Source organism: Izhakiella australiensis (assembly GCF_002006995.1).
GTDB classification, from domain to species: Bacteria; Pseudomonadota; Gammaproteobacteria; order Enterobacterales; family Enterobacteriaceae; genus Izhakiella; species Izhakiella australiensis.
On sequence record NZ_MRUL01000006.1, the window covers coordinates 198,308 to 216,650 of the forward strand.

Annotated in this window: 17 protein-coding genes and 1 other annotated feature; of the genes, 6 read left to right on the plus strand and 11 right to left on the minus strand. The window is 54.8% G+C overall.

Annotated features, from left to right (window positions below):
• Positions 1-48: 48 nt before the first annotated feature.
• Positions 49-1,002, minus strand: coding sequence for a transaldolase (tal, locus tag BTJ39_RS11285; RefSeq protein ID WP_078002796.1), 954 nt, complete (start codon positions 1,000-1,002; stop codon positions 49-51).
• Between the two features lie 237 nt (positions 1,003-1,239).
• Between tal and yaaA the strand changes: the two genes are divergently transcribed.
• Positions 1,240-2,016, plus strand: a complete 777-nt coding sequence (gene yaaA, locus BTJ39_RS11290) for a peroxide stress protein YaaA (RefSeq protein WP_078002849.1) — start codon at positions 1,240-1,242, stop codon at positions 2,014-2,016.
• Positions 2,017-2,101: 85 nt separating this feature from the next.
• On the opposite strand, the gene thrC is transcribed toward yaaA, so the two are convergent.
• From thrC to BTJ39_RS11315, 5 genes are all read right to left on the minus strand, one after another.
• A complete protein-coding gene (thrC, locus tag BTJ39_RS11295) occupies positions 2,102-3,388 on the minus strand; it encodes a threonine synthase (RefSeq protein ID WP_078002797.1) in 1,287 nt (428 codons plus the stop codon).
• Positions 3,389-3,391: 3 nt separating this feature from the next.
• Positions 3,392-4,321, minus strand: coding sequence for a homoserine kinase (thrB, locus tag BTJ39_RS11300; protein ID WP_078002798.1), 930 nt, complete (start codon positions 4,319-4,321; stop codon positions 3,392-3,394).
• A 2-nt stretch (positions 4,322-4,323) separates the two neighbouring features.
• Positions 4,324-6,786: a bifunctional aspartate kinase/homoserine dehydrogenase I gene (gene thrA, locus BTJ39_RS11305; RefSeq protein ID WP_078002799.1), complete on the minus strand. Its 2,463-nt coding sequence runs from the start codon at positions 6,784-6,786 to the stop codon at positions 4,324-4,326.
• Between the two features lie 25 nt (positions 6,787-6,811).
• Positions 6,812-6,934, minus strand: a sequence feature (Thr leader region).
• Positions 6,870-6,941, minus strand: a complete 72-nt coding sequence (gene thrL, locus BTJ39_RS25405; protein ID WP_078002850.1) for a thr operon leader peptide — start codon at positions 6,939-6,941, stop codon at positions 6,870-6,872. (Overlaps the previous feature by 65 nt.)
• Before the next feature lie 195 nt (positions 6,942-7,136).
• Positions 7,137-7,835: a tRNA/rRNA methyltransferase gene (locus tag BTJ39_RS11315; protein WP_078002800.1), complete on the minus strand. Its 699-nt coding sequence runs from the start codon at positions 7,833-7,835 to the stop codon at positions 7,137-7,139.
• Between the two features lie 595 nt (positions 7,836-8,430).
• Here BTJ39_RS11315 and arcA point away from each other — a divergent pair.
• Entirely contained in the window at positions 8,431-9,147 is a 717-nt protein-coding gene (gene arcA, locus BTJ39_RS11320) for a two-component system response regulator ArcA (protein WP_078002801.1), read from the plus strand.
• Between the two features lie 42 nt (positions 9,148-9,189).
• On the opposite strand, the gene creA is transcribed toward arcA, so the two are convergent.
• Entirely contained in the window at positions 9,190-9,663 is a 474-nt protein-coding gene (gene creA / locus BTJ39_RS11325; RefSeq protein WP_078002802.1) for a protein CreA, read from the minus strand.
• A gap of 204 nt (positions 9,664-9,867) precedes the next feature.
• Between creA and robA the strand changes: the two genes are divergently transcribed.
• On the plus strand, positions 9,868-10,752 hold the full coding sequence (gene robA, locus BTJ39_RS11330) for an MDR efflux pump AcrAB transcriptional activator RobA (protein ID WP_078002803.1): 885 nt from the start codon (positions 9,868-9,870) through the stop codon (positions 10,750-10,752).
• A gap of 152 nt (positions 10,753-10,904) precedes the next feature.
• On the opposite strand, the gene gpmB is transcribed toward robA, so the two are convergent.
• Positions 10,905-11,552, minus strand: a complete 648-nt coding sequence (gpmB, locus tag BTJ39_RS11335; RefSeq protein ID WP_078002804.1) for a 2,3-diphosphoglycerate-dependent phosphoglycerate mutase GpmB — start codon at positions 11,550-11,552, stop codon at positions 10,905-10,907.
• Between the two features lie 50 nt (positions 11,553-11,602).
• Between gpmB and yjjX the strand changes: the two genes are divergently transcribed.
• Entirely contained in the window at positions 11,603-12,136 is a 534-nt protein-coding gene (yjjX, locus tag BTJ39_RS11340) for an inosine/xanthosine triphosphatase (protein WP_078002805.1), read from the plus strand.
• On the opposite strand, the gene trpR is transcribed toward yjjX, so the two are convergent.
• Entirely contained in the window at positions 12,112-12,447 is a 336-nt protein-coding gene (gene trpR, locus BTJ39_RS11345; RefSeq protein WP_078002806.1) for a trp operon repressor, read from the minus strand. The two genes, yjjX and trpR, sit on opposite strands and share 25 nt — an antisense overlap.
• A 54-nt stretch (positions 12,448-12,501) precedes the next feature.
• Positions 12,502-14,424, minus strand: a complete 1,923-nt coding sequence (gene sltY / locus BTJ39_RS11350) for a murein transglycosylase (RefSeq protein WP_078002807.1) — start codon at positions 14,422-14,424, stop codon at positions 12,502-12,504.
• Positions 14,425-14,696: 272 nt separating this feature from the next.
• On the opposite strand from sltY, the gene deoR reads away from it, so the two are divergent.
• Positions 14,697-15,473: a DNA-binding transcriptional repressor DeoR gene (gene deoR / locus BTJ39_RS11355; protein ID WP_078002808.1), complete on the plus strand. Its 777-nt coding sequence runs from the start codon at positions 14,697-14,699 to the stop codon at positions 15,471-15,473.
• A 10-nt stretch (positions 15,474-15,483) separates the two neighbouring features.
• On the opposite strand, the gene BTJ39_RS11360 is transcribed toward deoR, so the two are convergent.
• Positions 15,484-16,431 carry a 2-hydroxyacid dehydrogenase gene (locus BTJ39_RS11360; RefSeq protein ID WP_078002809.1) on the minus strand — a complete coding sequence of 316 codons (948 nt, stop codon included), beginning with the start codon at positions 16,429-16,431 and terminating at the stop codon, positions 15,484-15,486.
• Between the two features lie 199 nt (positions 16,432-16,630).
• Between BTJ39_RS11360 and ettA the strand changes: the two genes are divergently transcribed.
• A complete protein-coding gene (gene ettA, locus BTJ39_RS11365; RefSeq protein WP_078002810.1) occupies positions 16,631-18,298 on the plus strand; it encodes an energy-dependent translational throttle protein EttA in 1,668 nt (555 codons plus the stop codon).
• The last annotated feature ends 45 nt before the right edge of the window (positions 18,299-18,343 follow it).

Here is an 18,343-nt window from a genome sequence, read left to right on the forward strand (position 1 = left end):
AGGAATATAACGTAAACCAGGCGACCCGGGTGGGCCGCCTGATAGCGATTACAGCAGATCTGCAATCATTTTCTCAAGTTTGCCCTGGTCAATAGCAAAATTGCGGATACCCTGGGCCAGTTTATCAACCGCCATCGGATCCTGATTATGCTGCCAGAGGAACGCCGACTCGGTCATCTTCGCCGGGCGCGCTTTGACTTCGCCTTTGTAAGACAGTTTGCGTTCGATGCTGCCTTCGCTCTCGGCCAGCTCTTTCAGCAGGCCCGGAGAAATGGTCAAACGGTCGCAGCCGGCCAGCTCAAGGATTTCACCTGAATTGCGGAAGCTGGCGCCCATCACCACGGTTTCATAGCCGTGCTGTTTGTAGTAGTCGTAAATTTCCGTTACCGATACCACGCCCGGATCTTCATGAGCCGCGTACTCTTTCTTGTCGGTGTTGGCTTTGTACCAGTCAAGGATACGGCCAACGAACGGAGAGATTAAGAATACCCCGGCTTCAGCACAGGCGCGCGCCTGAGAGAAAGAAAACAGCAGGGTCAGGTTACAGTTAATGCCCTCTTTTTCCAGCTGTTCAGCGGCACGAATGCCCTGCCAGGTAGAAGCCAGCTTGATCAGGATGCGATCGTTGCTGATACCCGCATCGTTGTACAGTTTGATCAGGCTGCGCGCCTTGTCGATGCTTCCTTCGGTATCGTAAGAAAGGCGGGCGTCCACCTCGGTCGAAATACGGCCTGGGATAAGCTTGAGGATTTCCAGGCCGATATTCACCGCCAGCTTGTCAGACGCGTACTGAATCTGTTCCTCTTTGCTGCTGCTCTGATCCCGCGCCCAGGCTACGGCTTCATCGATCAGCTTACGATATTCAGGGATCTGTGCGGCATTGAGAATAAGCGAAGGGTTGGTGGTAGCGTCCTGCGGTTTGTACAGCTTCATCGCCGCGATATCACCGGTGTCGGCGACAACGGTAGTTAGCTGGCGTAAGGAAGTCAATTTGTCCGTCATAGTTGTCATTCTCATCAAAGTTGATACATCGGGAGTGTTGAAAATGTCTGTGGGGATAATATCACTTAAGCCTGATGGCGCAAGGTAAGGCTACATGCATGCCACGCAGCATCAAAAGCCAACTAAACGGTCAGCATGGCTTATTGCAGCAATTACACCTGCCGGGCCGCTTTTTTGTTAGAGTATTCCTTTGCCGAATTCGCTGCCTGCGGTAGCTATTTTTTAAAGGATGCGACCATGTTACTGGTTATTTCACCGGCTAAAACGCTCGATTATGAATCGCCACTGGCAACTACCCGCTTTACTCAACCCGAACTACTCGATCAATCGCAGAAGCTGATCAAGGTAGCGCGCAAGCTGACGCCAGCAGAGATCGGTTCCCTGATGCATATCAGCGATAAGCTGGCGACGCTGAATGCAAACCGTTTTAATGACTGGCAGCCCGATTTCACGCCGGATAATGCCCGTCAGGCCTTACTGGCGTTCAAGGGCGATGTTTATACCGGGTTGCAGGCTGAAAGCTTCAGCGCGGCAGATTTTGACTTTGCCCAGCAGCATCTGCGCATGCTGTCAGGGCTGTATGGCGTGCTGCGCCCGCTCGATCTGATGCAGCCCTACCGGCTGGAAATGGGCATCAAGCTGAAAAATCCGGCCGGCAGCGATCTTTACAGCTTCTGGGGCGATACCATTACGCAAAAGCTGAACGCGACGCTTGCGGAGCAAGGGGACAGTGTCCTGATCAACCTGGCCTCTGATGAATACTTTAAAGCGGTAAAAGTGCAGAAGCTGCAGGGGCGCGTCATTAAGCCGGTCTTTCTTGATGAGAAAAACGGCAAGTTCAAAGTAATCAGCTTTTATGCCAAGAAAGCGCGCGGGCTGATGAGCCGTTTCATTATTCAACAGCGGGTGACGAAGCCAGAGCAGCTTAAAGATTTCGATCTGGAAGGGTATCGCTTTGATGCACAAAGCAGCGACGACGACGCGCTGGTATTTAAGCGCCCTGAGTCTGCCTGACCCCGGGGCTTCGGCTTAAGCCAGGCCCCGACGGGTGATCGGGGCCCTGATTACGCAACGCGCCCGCGTCAAAGCGGGAGCCGCGCTATTTGTTCAGCAGAAAATCACGCAGCGCCGCGAAATCATCCGCCATCTCATGGGAAAGCAGCGGCAGCTCCGCTCGGTCAGCCAGCGCCTGCGGCAGAGCCAGTGGCTGACCGAGGATCGCCTCAACGCTCTCGTTGAACTTGGCCGGATGAGCCGTGCCGAGGAACAGGCCGAACTCGCCTTCCTGCAAATTATCACGCAGCAGGCGCCAGGCGATTGCCGCATGGGGTTCGGAAACATAGCCAAGGTCGTTAAGCTCGCGCATCGCCTGGCGGGTAGTCTCGTCATCCACCGAAGCGCTGACCAGTTCGCTCAGCCGCCAGGTTTTGCGCCGATAGAGTTCCTCCACGCGCGGCCAGTTGTTCGGCTGACTGACGTCCATGGCGTTGGAGAGCGTTGCCACCGTCTTATTCGGCTCCCAGGCATTATTTTTTAGAAAGCGCGGCACGGTATCATTGGCGTTGGTGGCGGCGATAAAGCGTTTCACCGGCAAGCCGAGAGACTTAGCCAGCAGACCCGCAGTTAAATCGCCAAAGTTGCCGCTGGGAACCGAAATGACCAGTTGATTACGCTTTTCCTGCGGCAGTTGCGCCACCGCCTCAAAGTAGTAGCAAATCTGCGCCAGCAGTCGGCTGATATTAATCGAATTAGCCGAGTTAAGACCTACCGTTTTACGCAGATTTTCATCGTCAAACGCCTGCTTAACCAGAGACTGACAGGCATCAAAGTCACCATCAACGGCGATCGTCTGGATATTACCGCCCAGCGTGCAGAACAGTTTCTCCTGCAGCGGACTGATTTTGCCCTGCGGATACAGGATCACTACCCGCACGTTTTCCATGCCGTAAAAAGCATGCGCAACGGCGGCGCCGGTATCACCGGAGGTCGCTGTCAGAATGGTGATTTGCTCTGCGCTGTCGCTGACGTATTGCAGCATCTGCGCCATAAAACGCCCGCCGAAGTCTTTGAATGCCAGCGTCGGGCCATGAAATAACTCCAGGCAGGCAATATCATCGGTTACCCGGCTTAGCGGTGCCGGGAAGGTAAACGCCGCTTTAAGACGTTCAGACAGCTGCTGCTGCGGGATTTCATCACCGATATAGGCAGAAAGAATTTTGCTGCTGCGGCTGACAAAGTCCATTTCCAGCATGTCATCGATGTCAGTTAATTCAAACTCCGGCAGCTCCAGCGGGAAAAACAGCCCCTGCTGCTGACCCAGCCCCTGCTTTACCGCCTGGCTAAAGCTGACCTGTTCGTTGTGATCCTTAAGATTGTAGAGTTTCATACGTTATCCCAGTTTACGAGCACCCGCCGTGTCTAAGCGGCAAATATGGACGAAGCCTTCATCGTTTTGTACATAGTTCTGGCTGAGCCAGTCAGCCATCCGGCGTGCGGTATCCGGCTTATCGCAGACGGCGAACAGCGTAGGCCCGGAGCCGGAAATCCCGCAGGCCAGCGCCCCGATTTCCTGCGCGGCCTGGCGCGCGTCAGCAAACCCCGGCAGCAGCCGGGTGCGATAAGGTTCGGCAATCACATCTTTCATCAAGGTTGCCGCCAGCTGAGGCTGTGCGGTATGGCAAGCGTGAATAAAACCAGCAAGATAGCGACCGTGGCGAATGCAATCCTCTTTGCGATACTGTGCGGGTAAAATCGCGCGCGCCTCGGCGGTGGAAACCTTGATCCCCGGATAGGCCATCACCCATAGCCAGTCATCAAAGCCTGGCACGTTCTGGCTGATAATACCGTTTTCCTCCAGCATCAGCTGCATACCGCCGAGGAAACAAGGAGCAACGTTATCATAATGAACGCTGCCTGAAATGCGCCCTTCCAGCTCCCCCATCAACGACAGCAGCTGGTTATCGCTCAATGGCTTAGCGCAAAATTCGTTCATGGCCATTAATCCGGCAACCACCGAACAGGCGCTGGAACCGAGGCCGGAGCCAATCGGCATATTTTTTTCCAGCGTCAGCGCCACCGGAACCCGCTCGCCAATCGCCTCGCAGAAGCGATCCCAACATTGCCAGACGATATTCTGCTGCGGATCGAGCGGAAGCTTACTGACGAAGCGACCTTTATTCTCCAGGCGGAACTCGCTGGCCGCTTCGGCGGTTACGCAATCACCCAGCAGCGTGCCGTCCAACGGCGAGACCGCCGCACCCAGCACGTCAAATCCAACGCTCACATTGCCGATTGAGGCCGGGGCATAAATTTTTACCATTTTCAGACTCCCAGCTTCCAGGAAAGCGTGCGTAGCAGATCGGCAAACACGCCTGCCGCCGTCACATCATTACCGGCGCCATAGCCGCGCAGCACCATGGGGATCGGTTGATAATAACGGCTGTAAAAGGCCAGCGCGTTTTCACCCTCTTTCACTTTATACAATGGATGATTGCCGTCAACCGCCGCTATTTTCACGCTACAGTGGCCGCCTTCGGCGATTTCGCCAACAAAGCGCAGCACCTGCCCGGCATCGCGGGCGGTGGCAATACGCGCCGCAAAGGTCTCGTCCAGCTCCGGCAGACGCGCCATAAAGGTATCGACATCAGGAATGTCGATGAATGCCTGTGGCAGCATCGGCTCCATTTCGATATCTTCCAGCTCCAGCTGATATCCGGCTTCACGTGCCAGAATCAGCACCTTGCGCGCCACGTCCATGCCGGAAAGGTCGTCGCGGGGATCCGGTTCGGTATAGCCCAGCTCGCGCGCCATGCGGGTTGCTTCCGACAGGGAAATGCCCTCGTCCAGTTTGCCAAAAATAAATGACAGCGAACCGGACAGAATGCCAGAGAAGCGCAGCAGCTCGTCGCCGGCATTCAGCAGATTTTGCAGGTTTTCGATAACCGGTAGCCCGGCGCCGACGTTGGTGTCATAAAGAAATTTCCGCCGTGATTTCGCCGCAGCGGCGCGCATTTGCTGATAATAATTCCAGGAAGAAGTGTTGGCTTTTTTGTTGGGCGTGACCACATGAAAACCGTTTGCCAGAAAGTCAGCATACTGATCGGCAACGGTCTGGCTGGAGGTACAATCGACAATAACCGGGTTAAGCAGATGATATTCTTTTACCAGCCGAATCAGCCTTCCCAGATTAAAAGGCTCTTTAACCTCGCTGAGCGCTGACTGCCAGTTGCTCAGGTCGATGCCGTGAACATTGGTTAACAGCGCCCGTGAATTAGCAATACCACATACCCGCAGATCGATATGCTTATTCTTAAGCCACGGCTGCTGGCGCTGCAGCTGTTCGAGAAGCGCGCCGCCAACGCCGCCAACGCCGACAACAAAAACTTCGATGACCTGATCGGTATTGAATAACATCTGATGCACAACGCGCACGCCGGTGGTGACGTCGTCGTTATTCACTACCACGGAAATAGAGCGTTCGGATGATCCCTGAGCGATGGCAACAATATTGATATTGGCGCGCGCCAGCGCCGCAAAGAATTTAGCGGACAAGCCGCGCAGTGTGCGCATACCGTCGCCAACCACCGAGATAACGGCCAGGCGCTCCATAACGTCCAGCGGCTCCAGCAGGCCATCTTTCAGCTCAAGATAAAACTCATCTTCCAGAATACGCCGCGCGCGCTTTTGTTCACTTTGCGGAACGCAGAAGCTGATGCTGTATTCTGAAGAGGATTGCGTGATCAACACCACCGATATGCCCGCACGTGACATCGCGGCAAATACGCGCGCCGCCATACCAACCATCCCCTTCATACCCGGACCGGAGACGTTAAACATTGCCATATTATTCAGATGGGTGATGCCCTTAACCGGGTTTTCATCATCGCTGCCGTCGCCGCCAATCAGCGTACCTGGCGCCTGCGGGTTGGCGGTATTTTTAATCAGGCATGGGATCTGGAACTGGGCGATAGGGCTGATAGTACGCGGATGAAGTACCTTGGCGCCGAAATAAGATAGCTCCATCGCCTCCTGGTAAGACATCGATTTCAGCAAGCGTGCGTCCGGCACCTGGCGCGGGTCGCAGGTATAAACGCCATCTACGTCAGTCCAGATTTCACAGCAATCGGCGCGCAGGCAGGCAGCCAGCACCGCCGCCGAATAGTCTGAACCGTTACGCCCTAACACCACCAGTTCGCCCTGCTCGTTGCCGGCGGTGAATCCCGGCATCAGAATCATATTTTGTGCGGGGATCTGGCTGGCCGCGATGCGCCGGGTTGACTCGGCGATATCAACGGTAGATTCCAGATAATGGCCGACGGCCAGCAGCTTCTCAACGGGATCGATAACGCTCACCGCATAGCCACGCGCCTGCAATAATGCTTCCATTATTGCGATAGAAAGCTTTTCGCCACGGCAGATGATGGCGGCGTTGATGCTATCAGGACATTGTCCCAGCAGACCGATACCATGCAGCACCTGCTTGAGCTGGGCAAATTCCTGGTCGACTATCCCCTTGAGTCGGTCGTAGGCAAAGCCCGGCTGGGCCTGCGCCAGGCCCTTTAGCAGGTCGCTGAAGATACGTTCGGCATCGCTGATATTCGGCAGCGCATCCTGACCGCTGATGGTTTTCTCAATCATTGCCACCAGGTGGTTAGTGATTTTGGCCGGGGCTGAGAGCACGGTTGCCACCTGTCCCTGGCGTGCGTTGCTTTCCAGAATATTGGCAACGAGCAGAAACCGCTCCGCATTTGCCACCGAGGTTCCGCCGAATTTCAGCACTCGCATGTTTTGATCTCTCCTGAATTTAGTCGAAAAAAAAACCCGCACTGGTTAAGTGCGGGCTTTATTTTTTATTTTTCCTGTATGCGTCAGCCCGCACCGTTACCTGTGGTAATGGTGGTGGTAATAATGGTTGTAATAGTCAGGCTGTGATTACGCATGGTTTGTAGATTTATCTGTCTGTTATGAAAATCTGTCGGCTTTCAGAAGTAAAGCAATCAGCCCTTGAAGTCAATTTTTTTATTCTCACCGCTGGCTCACAGCAACCGTATGGCTTAACGCAAGTCGTCAGCAAACAGTGGGTATATGAGGCAACCCGCCGCCTTAGCCAGGTAAATACTCTGTTAAAATGGCGTTCAGGCGATATTTTTATCTATAAGCTTTTTTCCTATATCGTGCAGCAGTCGATGCAACATCGCCGTGTCACGCTGCTGCAAATAGCCAATGCGCTGATCCAGCCAGTCAACCAGCTTAGCATCGTCACTGACGCCGAGCCGTTCGATAAGACGATGTGCGCGCTGGCGCAGAGCCGCCAGCTGATGCCGATCCGCATCTTCACCAGCCTCTGCGGGTTGCTGAATCAGCGACGAAAGCTGGTAGCAATAGACCATTACCGCCTGGCCAAGGTTGAGCGATGGGTAGTCCTGCGCCATGGGGACGCCCGTCAGCAGATCAACCAGCGCCAGCTCCTCGTTGGTCAGGCCGCTATCTTCGCGTCCAAATACCAAGGCTGCCCGCTGAGTCCAGCGCTGCTTTTCACTGAGAATAGCGGTCACTTCCGCAGGCGTTGCGTAGTAGTGAAACTTTGCCCGGCTGCGGGCAGTGGTTGCCACGCTGAAATCCACATCGGCTAACGCCGCTTGCAGGGTTGGCCACAGGGAAGCCGAGTCCAGAATATCATTTGCGCCGTGCGCAACGGCGCGCGCCGCCGGACTCAAGTGCGCCTGGGTAGCAACCAGTCGAAGATCGCTGAAACCCATGGTTTTCATTGCGCGGGCGGCAGCGCCAACGTTTTCCGGACGCGCCGGGGAGACAAGAATAAGTGAAAGCTGCATAGCGGCCCTGAATCTGACATAAATGAATATAATACTTTGACACGTTTTGACGGACAAAATAACGCGGTAAATTTCACATTACATTAACTTCAAAAATCATCATGTTAAAAAGCGCGAATTCACCGGCCAAATAACGTCAAGGCTGGATCAACCGTTATTTGCCAAAGAAAACATCATACATCTTTTTGTTTTCATGAGGATAGCCATTGTTAAATAGTGGATGAGCGTCTTATCCGGAGTGCGCATAAAAAACAGGAAAAACATGCGCTTTTGTGAGCTAAGCTGGCATTCTGCTAAGCATTTTCATACCGTTATTAACATGCTACAATTGGTTTGATATAAGTCAACTTAGCGTTATTTTTGTACTTAATGGATGTAGTCCCTGCTGTTATATTGCTGTTAATAGGATAGGATGGTCGCCAGGCGGATATTCATGTTCCGGAGTCTTTCAGTAACATCGTTAAGCAGATGTTGGTGATCCAAATGTTATAACGTGCAATATAATTTTCGCCTCGTCGCTATATAAGTGTATCCCACTCAGCAGGCGACGAATTTTCTGGTATCGTTTTTGTTGGCAATTTTAGGTAGCGAACTCATGCAGACCCCGCACATTCTGATCGTTGAAGACGAGTTAGTCACTCGTAATACACTCAAGAGTATTTTTGAGGCCGAAGGCTACATGGTGTATGAAGCTACGGACGGTGCCGAAATGCATCATATTTTGACGGAAAACGACGTCAATCTGGTAATTATGGACATCAATTTACCGGGCAAAAATGGCTTGTTGCTGGCGCGTGAACTGCGTGAACAGGCTAACGTCGCGCTGATGTTTCTGACCGGTCGTGATAACGAAGTGGATAAAATCCTCGGCCTGGAAATCGGTGCGGATGACTACATCACCAAACCCTTCAATCCGCGGGAGCTGACCATCCGCGCCCGTAACCTGCTGTCGCGTACGATGAACCTGGCGGTAGGCAGTGAAGAACGCAAGCTGGTTGAAAGCTATCGCTTCAACGGCTGGGAGCTGGATATTAACAGCCGCTCGCTGATCGGTCCGCAGGGCGAACAGTACAAGCTGCCGCGTAGCGAATTTCGCGCCATGCTGCACTTCTGCGAGAACCCCGGCAAAATCCAGACCCGCGCTGATCTGCTGAAGAAAATGACCGGACGCGAGCTAAAACCGCACGATCGCACAGTCGACGTCACCATCCGCCGCATCCGTAAACATTTTGAATCCACGCCGGATACGCCGGAAATTATCGCCACCATTCACGGTGAAGGCTATCGTTTCTGCGGCGATCTGCAGGAATAATCCTCACCGGCAGGGCTGACTTTAATCAGCCCTGCCGGATTGTTATTCATGCCATGGCATAATCGGCACCGCGCTCAGCGCGTTTTTCGGCGATCCCTCCACCACCTTATCGGAATAGCTCAGGTACACCAGCGCATGGCGCTTAGCATCATAAAACCGTACTACCTGCAGCTTTTTAAAAATCAATGAGGTACGTTGGCGGAATACCACCTCACCCTGCGCTTTGCCCTGGGCAATTTTATCCGATAACGCCACCGGCCCTACCTGCTGACAGGAGATAGCCGCATCTGACGTATCCTCAGCCAGGCCTAACCCACCTTTAATGCCGCCGGTTTTTGCCCTGCTGATATAACAAGTTACATTTTTCACCTCTGGGTCATCAAAAGCCTCTACGACAATTTTATGATCCGGGCCAAACAGCTTAAATACGGTATCCACCGAGCCAATTTCTTCAGCATGCGCTGCCGCAGAGGCCATCATTACTATTGAAACTATTATGCTTTTATATATTTTCATAACCTTACCATTGCCAGTAAAACCAACATCATTGTAAGTTAGCCACATTGATACAACTAAAATGTAACGCCAACGGTCGGATTAATAACATAAGCAGTTGATAAACACATTCCGTAATACTCGATAGCGAAATGTTTTTTACAAACAATGCTACTATTCCGGCAGTTACAGCGGCACGCCAGGATCAAAAAATTGAGGACGGTTATGGACCAAGCCAGTATCATTCGTGATTTGCTTGTATGGCTGGAGAGCCACTTGGATCTGCCCTTATCGCTTGACAACGTTGCAGCGAAAGCAGGCTATTCCAAATGGCATCTGCAAAGGATGTTTAAAGACGTAACGGGCCATGCGATCGGCGCGTATATCCGGGCTCGCCGTCTGTCAAAAGCCGCCGTTGCGTTGCGTCTGACCAGCCGACCGATACTGGATATCGCGTTGCAATACCGCTTTGATTCGCAGCAGACGTTTACCCGCGCCTTTAAAAAACAGTTTAATCAGACCCCTGCCTGGTATCGCCGCGCTTCAGACTGGAATTCTTTTGGCTTGCGCCCGCCGATTCGCCTGGACGAATTTAAGCTGCCTGAACCGGTTTATGTCACCCTGCCGGAGATGCAGCTGGTCGGCCAGACGCAAAGCTATACCTGCACCCTTGAGCAGATATCTTTTTATCGTGATGAAATGCGAATGCATTTCTGGAAACAATTTCTGCAGGAAACCGATACCGTTCCGCCGGTGCTGTACGGTCTGCATCAGGTGCGAGCCAGCAAAGAGAAAGACGACGAGCAGGAAATCCTCTACACCACCGCGGTGCCGGAAAACCAGATTTCACAATACCTGCAATACAGCCAGACTTTGCAGCTGGAAGCGGGCGAATACGTACAGTTTAGCTATGAGGGTCCAACCAGCGCGCTGCAGGAATTTATCCTGATGATTTACGGCACCTGTATGCCGACGCTCGGTCTGACGCGCCGTTTTGGCCAGGATATCGAACGCTTTTACACCCATGGCGGCAAAAAGCGCGCGGAGCCGCCAAGCGAAATCCGCTGTGATTATCTGATTCCTATACGCCGTCAGACGCTATTAGGCTAAAGCCGGTTAACCACGGCGCTCTGGCAAAAGCGCGTAATGAGGAGTCAGCCGTGCAAACGCCCCGCAGCATCAGCGCTAAGGGGCGTTTTATCTTCCAGACCAGCCCGCGTGCCCGTTAGCGCGCCGCTAACTTTTGCTGGCTAAACGCCCGCTTAACGTTGCAGTTCGTCCAGCGCCGGACCGTCGAGATGGGTCACTTCGCCCGCCGTTTCCACCACCCAGCCGGGAGCCAGCCAGGGGCTCTGCTGATAATCAACGCGAGAGATTGAACAGTTGCGCAGACGCAAACGACGCTCTGCTGAAGGCGCCAGTCCGAGGATAGTGCCAATCAGTACGCCCAGCGCCATTCCGTGACTCACCAGCAGCGGACGGCTGCCTTCCGGCAGTTCCAGACAGCCATTGAGCGCCGCATGCATGCGAGCCGACATTTCCGCCATCGACTCGCCCTGCGGAATGCGCCCATCAACCGTCCCGTCCACCAGCGCCCGACGCCAGCCTTCCTCTTCGTCGCTCAGTGAAGCTAACGGCCGCTGTTCCAGTACGCCCATGTTGAGTTCGCGCAGTCGCGGATCCTCACGAACGTCACATCCGCAGGCGTCAGCAATGATCTCAGCCGTTCGGCGGGTACGCCCTAAATCGCTGGCGATAATATGCGTAATACCCAGCTCTCTGGCGCGCTCAGCTACCTGTCGCGCCTGGTGTTCGCCATTCGCGGTAAGCGGGCTGTCTGACTGCCCTTGCAGGCGCCGTTCAGTGTTCCACAGCGTTTCTCCGTGGCGAACAAGATAAACCTGTAACATGCTTTTTTCCGTTATACTGCAATAAATTTACGTAATAAGTTGAAACCATTATGTACCATATCATCGCCGCTACCACTAATCCTGCCAAAATTCAGGCTATTTCTCAGGGATTCGGCGATTTATTTAAGCAGAGATCCTGCCATACAGAAGGGGTGCAGGTCGACAGCGGCGTGGCCTCACAACCTACGACTAATCTGGAAACGCTCACCGGTGCGCGTCAGCGCGTCGCCCATGCGCGTGCACTGCGTCCGGAGGCCGATTTTTGGGTGGCGATCGAGGCGGGTACCGAAGGGGATAGCGCCTTTGCATGGGTCGTGGTGGAGAACCACACCCAGCGCGGCGAATCACGTTCCGCCAGCTTTATGCTGCCGGAGGTGGTGGTGCAAAGCATTGCCGCAGGCAAAGAGCTGGGTGAAGAGATGGCGCGCCTGACGGGAATCGATAACATTAAACAAAAAGGCGGGGCGATCGGCGCGTTTACCGGTGGCATCCTTAGCCGCAGCAGCGTCTATTATCAGGCGGTGATCCTGGCGCTCTGCCCTTTTCACAACCCGATTTATCAGGCTGATTCTGACCCACGCTGAAGCAGCCGCTCTCCCAGCCAGCTTGTCAGCGCCTGCGGCGCGCTTTTCAGGCTGTTAGAGCCGCGGGTAATGGTAGCAATTCCCACCCCCAGCTCATTTTTCAATTCACGCTGGCTCATTTGCGCACGCATCAGTTCCTGAACGATACGCAGCCGCGTCCCCAGTGCTTCACGCTCATCAGGCGTCAACATCAGCTGCAGCAAAGGCAGATGCAGGCCGTCTTCATAGGCCTGCTGCAACAGCTCCACAAAGTGAAGCCAGTCTTCATGTTGTCGTTCATCGGTGACGGGAAAAGTCGGATGCTGAGACATATATACGCTGCCATACTCGTTAACTAGTACGGCAGCATATCACAGTTTTACGCTTCAGTAATGACGTTGCCACTCTTCGGCGGAAAACAGCGTATCCGATTGTTTCATGAAGTGCCGGTAATAGGCGTCATAGGCCAGCACATTTTTCACGTAAAGCCGGGTTTCCGAAAAGGGAATAGTTTCGATAAAAGCGACCGGATCGAGGCGTCCGGAACTGGCATTCAGCCAGCTGCGAACCCTTCCCGGCCCTGCATTATAAGCGGCCGAAGAGAAGATGCGGTTATTACCAAACTGCCGGTAAACATAATCCAGGTACTGGGTTCCCAGTTCGATATTGGTTTGCGGGTCAAACAGCTGGCTGCTGTTAACATAGTCCGAAACGCTGAACATCTTCGCAGTATGCGCAGCCGTTGCCGGCATCAGCTGCATCAGCCCGGAAGCGCCCACCGGCGAGCGCGCCTTCGGATTCCAGGCGCTTTCCTGGCGGGCAATCGCCATGGCGTAGCTTTCCGGAATCGCTTTATCGCGGGTATAACGGGTGAATTCATCGCGCCACGCCAGCGGGAAGCGCTCGGTCAGATTATTCCACAGCTTGCCGGTTATCGTCGCCTGCACGCTGAGATCCCACCAGCCGTGCTTCAGCGCATAGCTTGCCAGCTGCTGCTGTTGCGATGAAGGTTTACTGGCGACCAGCGAACTCCACTCGCTGCGCGCCAGGTTATCCATCCCCCAGTACATCAACTCGCGTACCCGTGCCAGCACCGCGCCCTGACTGACGTCATCTCTTGCCGCCGGTGCCTGGTCAATGCGCAGCGGATAAGTCACGCCCAGTCGCTGCGCCGCCACCATCGGATAGAACCCCCGCCCCTGCATCAGCTTGCGCAGCATCGCATCCGCTTCGTCCTTACGTCCCTGAGACAGCAGCAAATCAGCCTGCCAGTACTGCCATTCATCCTTCTCTTTTGCTTCGATCGGCAGACGCGCCAGCCAGGTGTTCAGGCCACGGCGATCGTTAGCAGCCAGCGCCATACGTATCCGCCGCTCGATCAAAGACACCGACTCGCTGTCCATGACCACGCCGTCGCGCCAGCGCGCCTGCTCGGAAGTTACATCAGCCCCCATCAGACGCCAGGCGACCGCCTCTTTCAAATCCTGGGTTTCTTCGTTGCTCATTTTTTGCAACCGCGCCAGCGTTGGGATCATTGAGCGGGCATATTCCGGGTTCTGGCGCGCCATGCGGGCAAAGGCGAAGCTGGTCATCTGGCGGGTAAAATCGGTGGGGCCTGCCGTAGCGGCAAAGTTTTCTACTGAATCCGGATCGTTTTGTAAGGCGATGATCGCATCGGCGATGGTTTTGTAGTCGTCCGGCAGCTGCTTGGCAAGGTAGTTAACCAGACTGCCGTTACCGGCTTTCATCGCCAGGCGAATGCGCTCCAGCGTAGCATCGGCGGTCTGCTGTCCGGCAGCGTGCCAGACGTTAAATAAATTATCACAGGCGCCAGGCAGCGCAGTCCCCCGCAGCCAGATATCTTTTGCCCCGCGCCAGGCGACCTGCTGCTGGCCGGTGGCCCATTTGGCATAGTACCAGTTACAGCGCGCAGCAACCGGCTTTGGCTCTTCCGGGCTGAAGCTCAGCAGGCCCTGCCAGTCCTGACGCCTTGCTAATTCGTTAACAAAGCGTGAGTCGAGGGTACGCACCGGGGGTAACGTCGGGTAGCGCTGAATAAACTGACGCACGGCGAGACTGGTCTCATTTTGCAGATTCTGCGCCAGCAATCGGTATTCAAAATAAGGATAGAGCGGATAGTCGCGCAAGCCCGGCATCAGCTGCTGAACCCGGTCCATCTGGTTGCTATCCCAGGCTTGTTTGATCTGCTGATAGCGGTCGCGCTGCGCCTCAAGCGAATCTGCCCGGGCGGTTCCAACCACCAGCGCCATACAGGCGCCCGTCACCCACCACTGCCATTTGTCTACCATGACCTTCCTCTTCTGCTGCGCCGGAATAAAGTTAACGTTTAAGGTTATCGGGTCTCATGCTAACCAGGCGGCGCCCCGGTTGCCATGACGATGATGAAAATTTGTCTGCTACCGTTGACCTCTCGCTGTAGCCGGGGGTTCACTGGCGGTCTGTAAAGACGTGTGAGAAAGCATGCCAGTCCGTATCGTCAAATAGCAGCGGTTTGCGGCCAGCGGCGTTAGCTGTATAGTGGCCTGACGCCCTGACAACACGGGAACTGGACGACGCTATCATGGAAAACCGGCGCGATGAACGCATCAGCAAGCTGACCCATGCGCTTAAGCGCACTGATAAAATACATCTTAAAGAGGCAGCCCGCCTGCTTGGCGTATCAGAAATGACCATACGCCGCGATATGAGCGAAGAAAGCGCCGGCGTGGTGCTGCTTGGCGGCTATGTTGTTAGCAATCTGCGCCATCATCAGCACCACTATTTCGTTTCCGATCAGCAATCACAGAACGTCGCGCGCAAACGTCGGCTGGCAGAGGTTGCCGCAGGTTTAATCCAGGCAGATGACATTCTATTTTTCGACTGCGGCACCACCATGCCCTGGATTATTGACGCCATTCCGGACGAGCTGCCATTTACCGCCATCTGCTGCGCCATGAATACCTTTATCGCCCTGAAGGAAAAGCCCGCCTGCCGGGTATTGCTCAGCGGTGGCGAATTCTCCGCCGATAACGCTATTTTTATGCCGCTTGGCCCGGTCAGCCTGCTGGAAACGCTTTGCCCTGATAAAGCCTTTATTTCCGCTGCGGGCATTGATGTAAGCCAGGGGGTAACCTGCTATAACCTGAATGAACTTCCCATAAAGCACCAGGCGTTGCAGCGGGCCGGTACGTCGATTCTGGTTGCCGACAGCACCAAATACAATAAGGTACTGCCGGCCAGGATCGGCGATTTGTCGCTGTTCGATATGCTGATTAGCGATCTTCCTCCGTCTCCGTCGACGGAGTTAAGCCGCCAGCTGGCCGAACACCAGGTGCAGCTGGCGGTTGCCGACGACTGAACGTTAGTGCTTACACCCAGCGATTTTGCAACGCTTCACCATCGCGCAGGCGCCGGATATTGTCGCATACGCCGCTTACATTGCCGGCCAGCGAAATATCCGTTACGCCGGCGATATGCGGGGTGGCGATAATATTGTACTGAAACAGCGCATCATCAGGCGCAACCGGCTCCTGCCAGAAAACATCCAGTCCGGCGCCAGCCAGATGCCCCACTTCCAGCGCAGCCAGAAAAGGCGCTTTATCAATCAGGCCGCCACGGCCAAGATTGATCAGAAAGCTGCCGGATTTCATCCACGCCAAAGCCGTTTCATCAATAATATGGTGGGTTTCCGGATTATCCGGCAGGCTGAGAATGACAAAATCCGATGCGGACAAAAGCTCGGGTAGCTGATCCATGGTTCCCAGCCACGCCAGGCCATGGTCGCGGGCAAACTGCTGGTCGGCGCTACGCTTAACGCCTATCAGATGCATATCAAAACCCGTCAGGCGTCTGGCGAGCGCTTTACCGATACCGCCCAGCCCCACCAGCCCGACGGTTTTTCCTTTCAGCGCCATCCCTACCGGTACGCCAAGCTGTTGGCCGGCAATCACTGCCGGTATTTCATTGCTGCGGCGCGCCAGACCCAGCATCAGCCAAACCCCCAGCTCCGCCACCGAATCGGCGTTACCGGAGCTGGCGGAGGGAACGTTAGCCACCGCGATGCCAAGCCGCCCGGCCGCGTCCAGATCGACACGTTCCAGCCCGGCCCCGGCCTGCTGAATAAGCTGCAGCCGATCGGCCGTTTTCAGCAGCGTCTCCGTCACATCGGCCATGCCAGGGATCAGCACATCAAACCCCGCCAGACTGGTTGCTGCATGGCCGGCAGAAGCAATGAATTCCACATCCGGTAACATCTGACGGAATTGCTGAATCATTCCGCCCCAGGCGTTTTCTTCAGCACCAATCAATACTTTCATGGATATCTCCCTGGTTTATAAGGCGAAAATCAGCATAGCCGCATAAGCGACCAAAAATCAAACAGAGTTCGTCATCCGCTCAGATCGCGCAAGTCGTCTGGCACATCGCTGTGATTAAGTGGCGAAAACGGCTAAACTTCGGATTCAGTGTGGGCATGCTTCGCCCAACCCACCACATTATCAAGAGGCTTGTAGCAACGTGGCTCAATTTGTCTATAGCATGCATCGCGTCGGTAAGGTCGTCCCGCCGAAGCGTCATATTCTGAAAAATATCTCGCTGAGCTTTTTCCCGGGCGCCAAAATCGGCGTACTGGGCCTGAACGGCGCCGGTAAATCCACCCTGCTGCGCATTATGGCAGGCATTGATAAAGATATCGAAGGTGAGGCTCGCCCACAGCCCGGTATCCGGATCGGCTATCTGCCACAGGAGCCGAAGCTCAATCCGGCGCATACCGTGCGCGAATCGGTTGAGGAGGCGGTAGCCGAGGTCGTCAACGCTCTCAAGCGCCTGGATGAAGTCTATGCGCTGTATGCCGACCCTGATGCCGATTTCGACAAGCTGGCCGCCGAGCAGGGTAAGCTGGAAGAAATTATTCATGCCCATGACGGCCATAACCTCAATAACCAGCTGGAGCGCGCGGCCGATGCGCTGCGCCTGCCGGACTGGGATGCCAACATTGAAAACCTCTCCGGAGGGGAGCGCCGTCGCGTCGCTATCTGCCGCCTGCTGCTGGAAAAGCCGGACATGCTGCTGCTCGACGAACCAACTAACCACCTGGATGCTGAATCGGTTGGCTGGCTCGAACGCTTCCTGCACGATTTCGAAGGTACCGTCGTGGCCATCACCCATGACCGTTACTTCCTTGATAACGTTGCCGGCTGGATCCTCGAACTTGACCGTGGCGAGGGCATTCCCTGGGAAGGCAATTACTCTTCGTGGCTGGAGCAAAAAGACCAGCGTCTGGCGCAGGAGGCTTCATCTGAAGCTGCACGCCGCAAATCAATTGAGAAAGAGCTGGAGTGGGTACGTCAGGGAGCCAAAGGTCGCCAGTCGAAGGGCAAAGCGCGTCTGGCCCGCTTCGAGGAGCTTAACAGCACCGATTATCAGAAGCGCAACGAAACCAACGAACTGTTTATTCCCCCCGGCCCGCGCCTGGGAGACAAAGTGGTTGAGGTTCAGGAACTGAGCAAGTCCTATGGCGATCGGATGCTGATCGATAACCTTAGCTTCTCGCTGCCGAAAGGCGCTATCGTCGGTATTATCGGTCCGAACGGCGCCGGTAAATCCACCCTTTTCCGCATGTTGTCTGGTCAGGAACAGCCTGATTCCGGTTCAATTGAGCTGGGCGATACCGTGAAGCTGGCGTCGGTAGACCAGTTCCGCGACGCGATGGACGATAAGAAAACCGTCTGGGAAGAGGTTTCAGGCGGTCAGGACATTATGCGCATCGGCAACTTTGAAATGCCCAGCCGCGCCTATGTCGGCCGCTTTAACTTTAAAGGCACCGATCAGGGCAAGCGCGTCGGCGAACTGTCCGGCGGTGAACGCGGCCGTCTGCATCTGGCCAAGCTGCTGCAAGTTGGCGGCAACCTGCTGCTGCTCGATGAACCGACCAACGATCTCGACGTGGAAACGCTGCGCGCGCTGGAAACGGCGCTGCTGGAATTTCCGGGCTGCGCCATGGTTATTTCCCATGACCGCTGGTTCCTTGACCGCATCGCCACCCATATCATCGACTATCAGGATGAGGGCAAGGTGGAGTTCTTCGAAGGTAACTTTACCGAATATGAAGAGTATAAAAAGCGTACCCTGGGCGCCGAAGCGCTGCAGCCAAAACGCATGAAGTACAAACGTATGACCAAGTAACAATAAAACGGCGGGATTTTCCCGCCGTTTTACTCTGCACCTCGT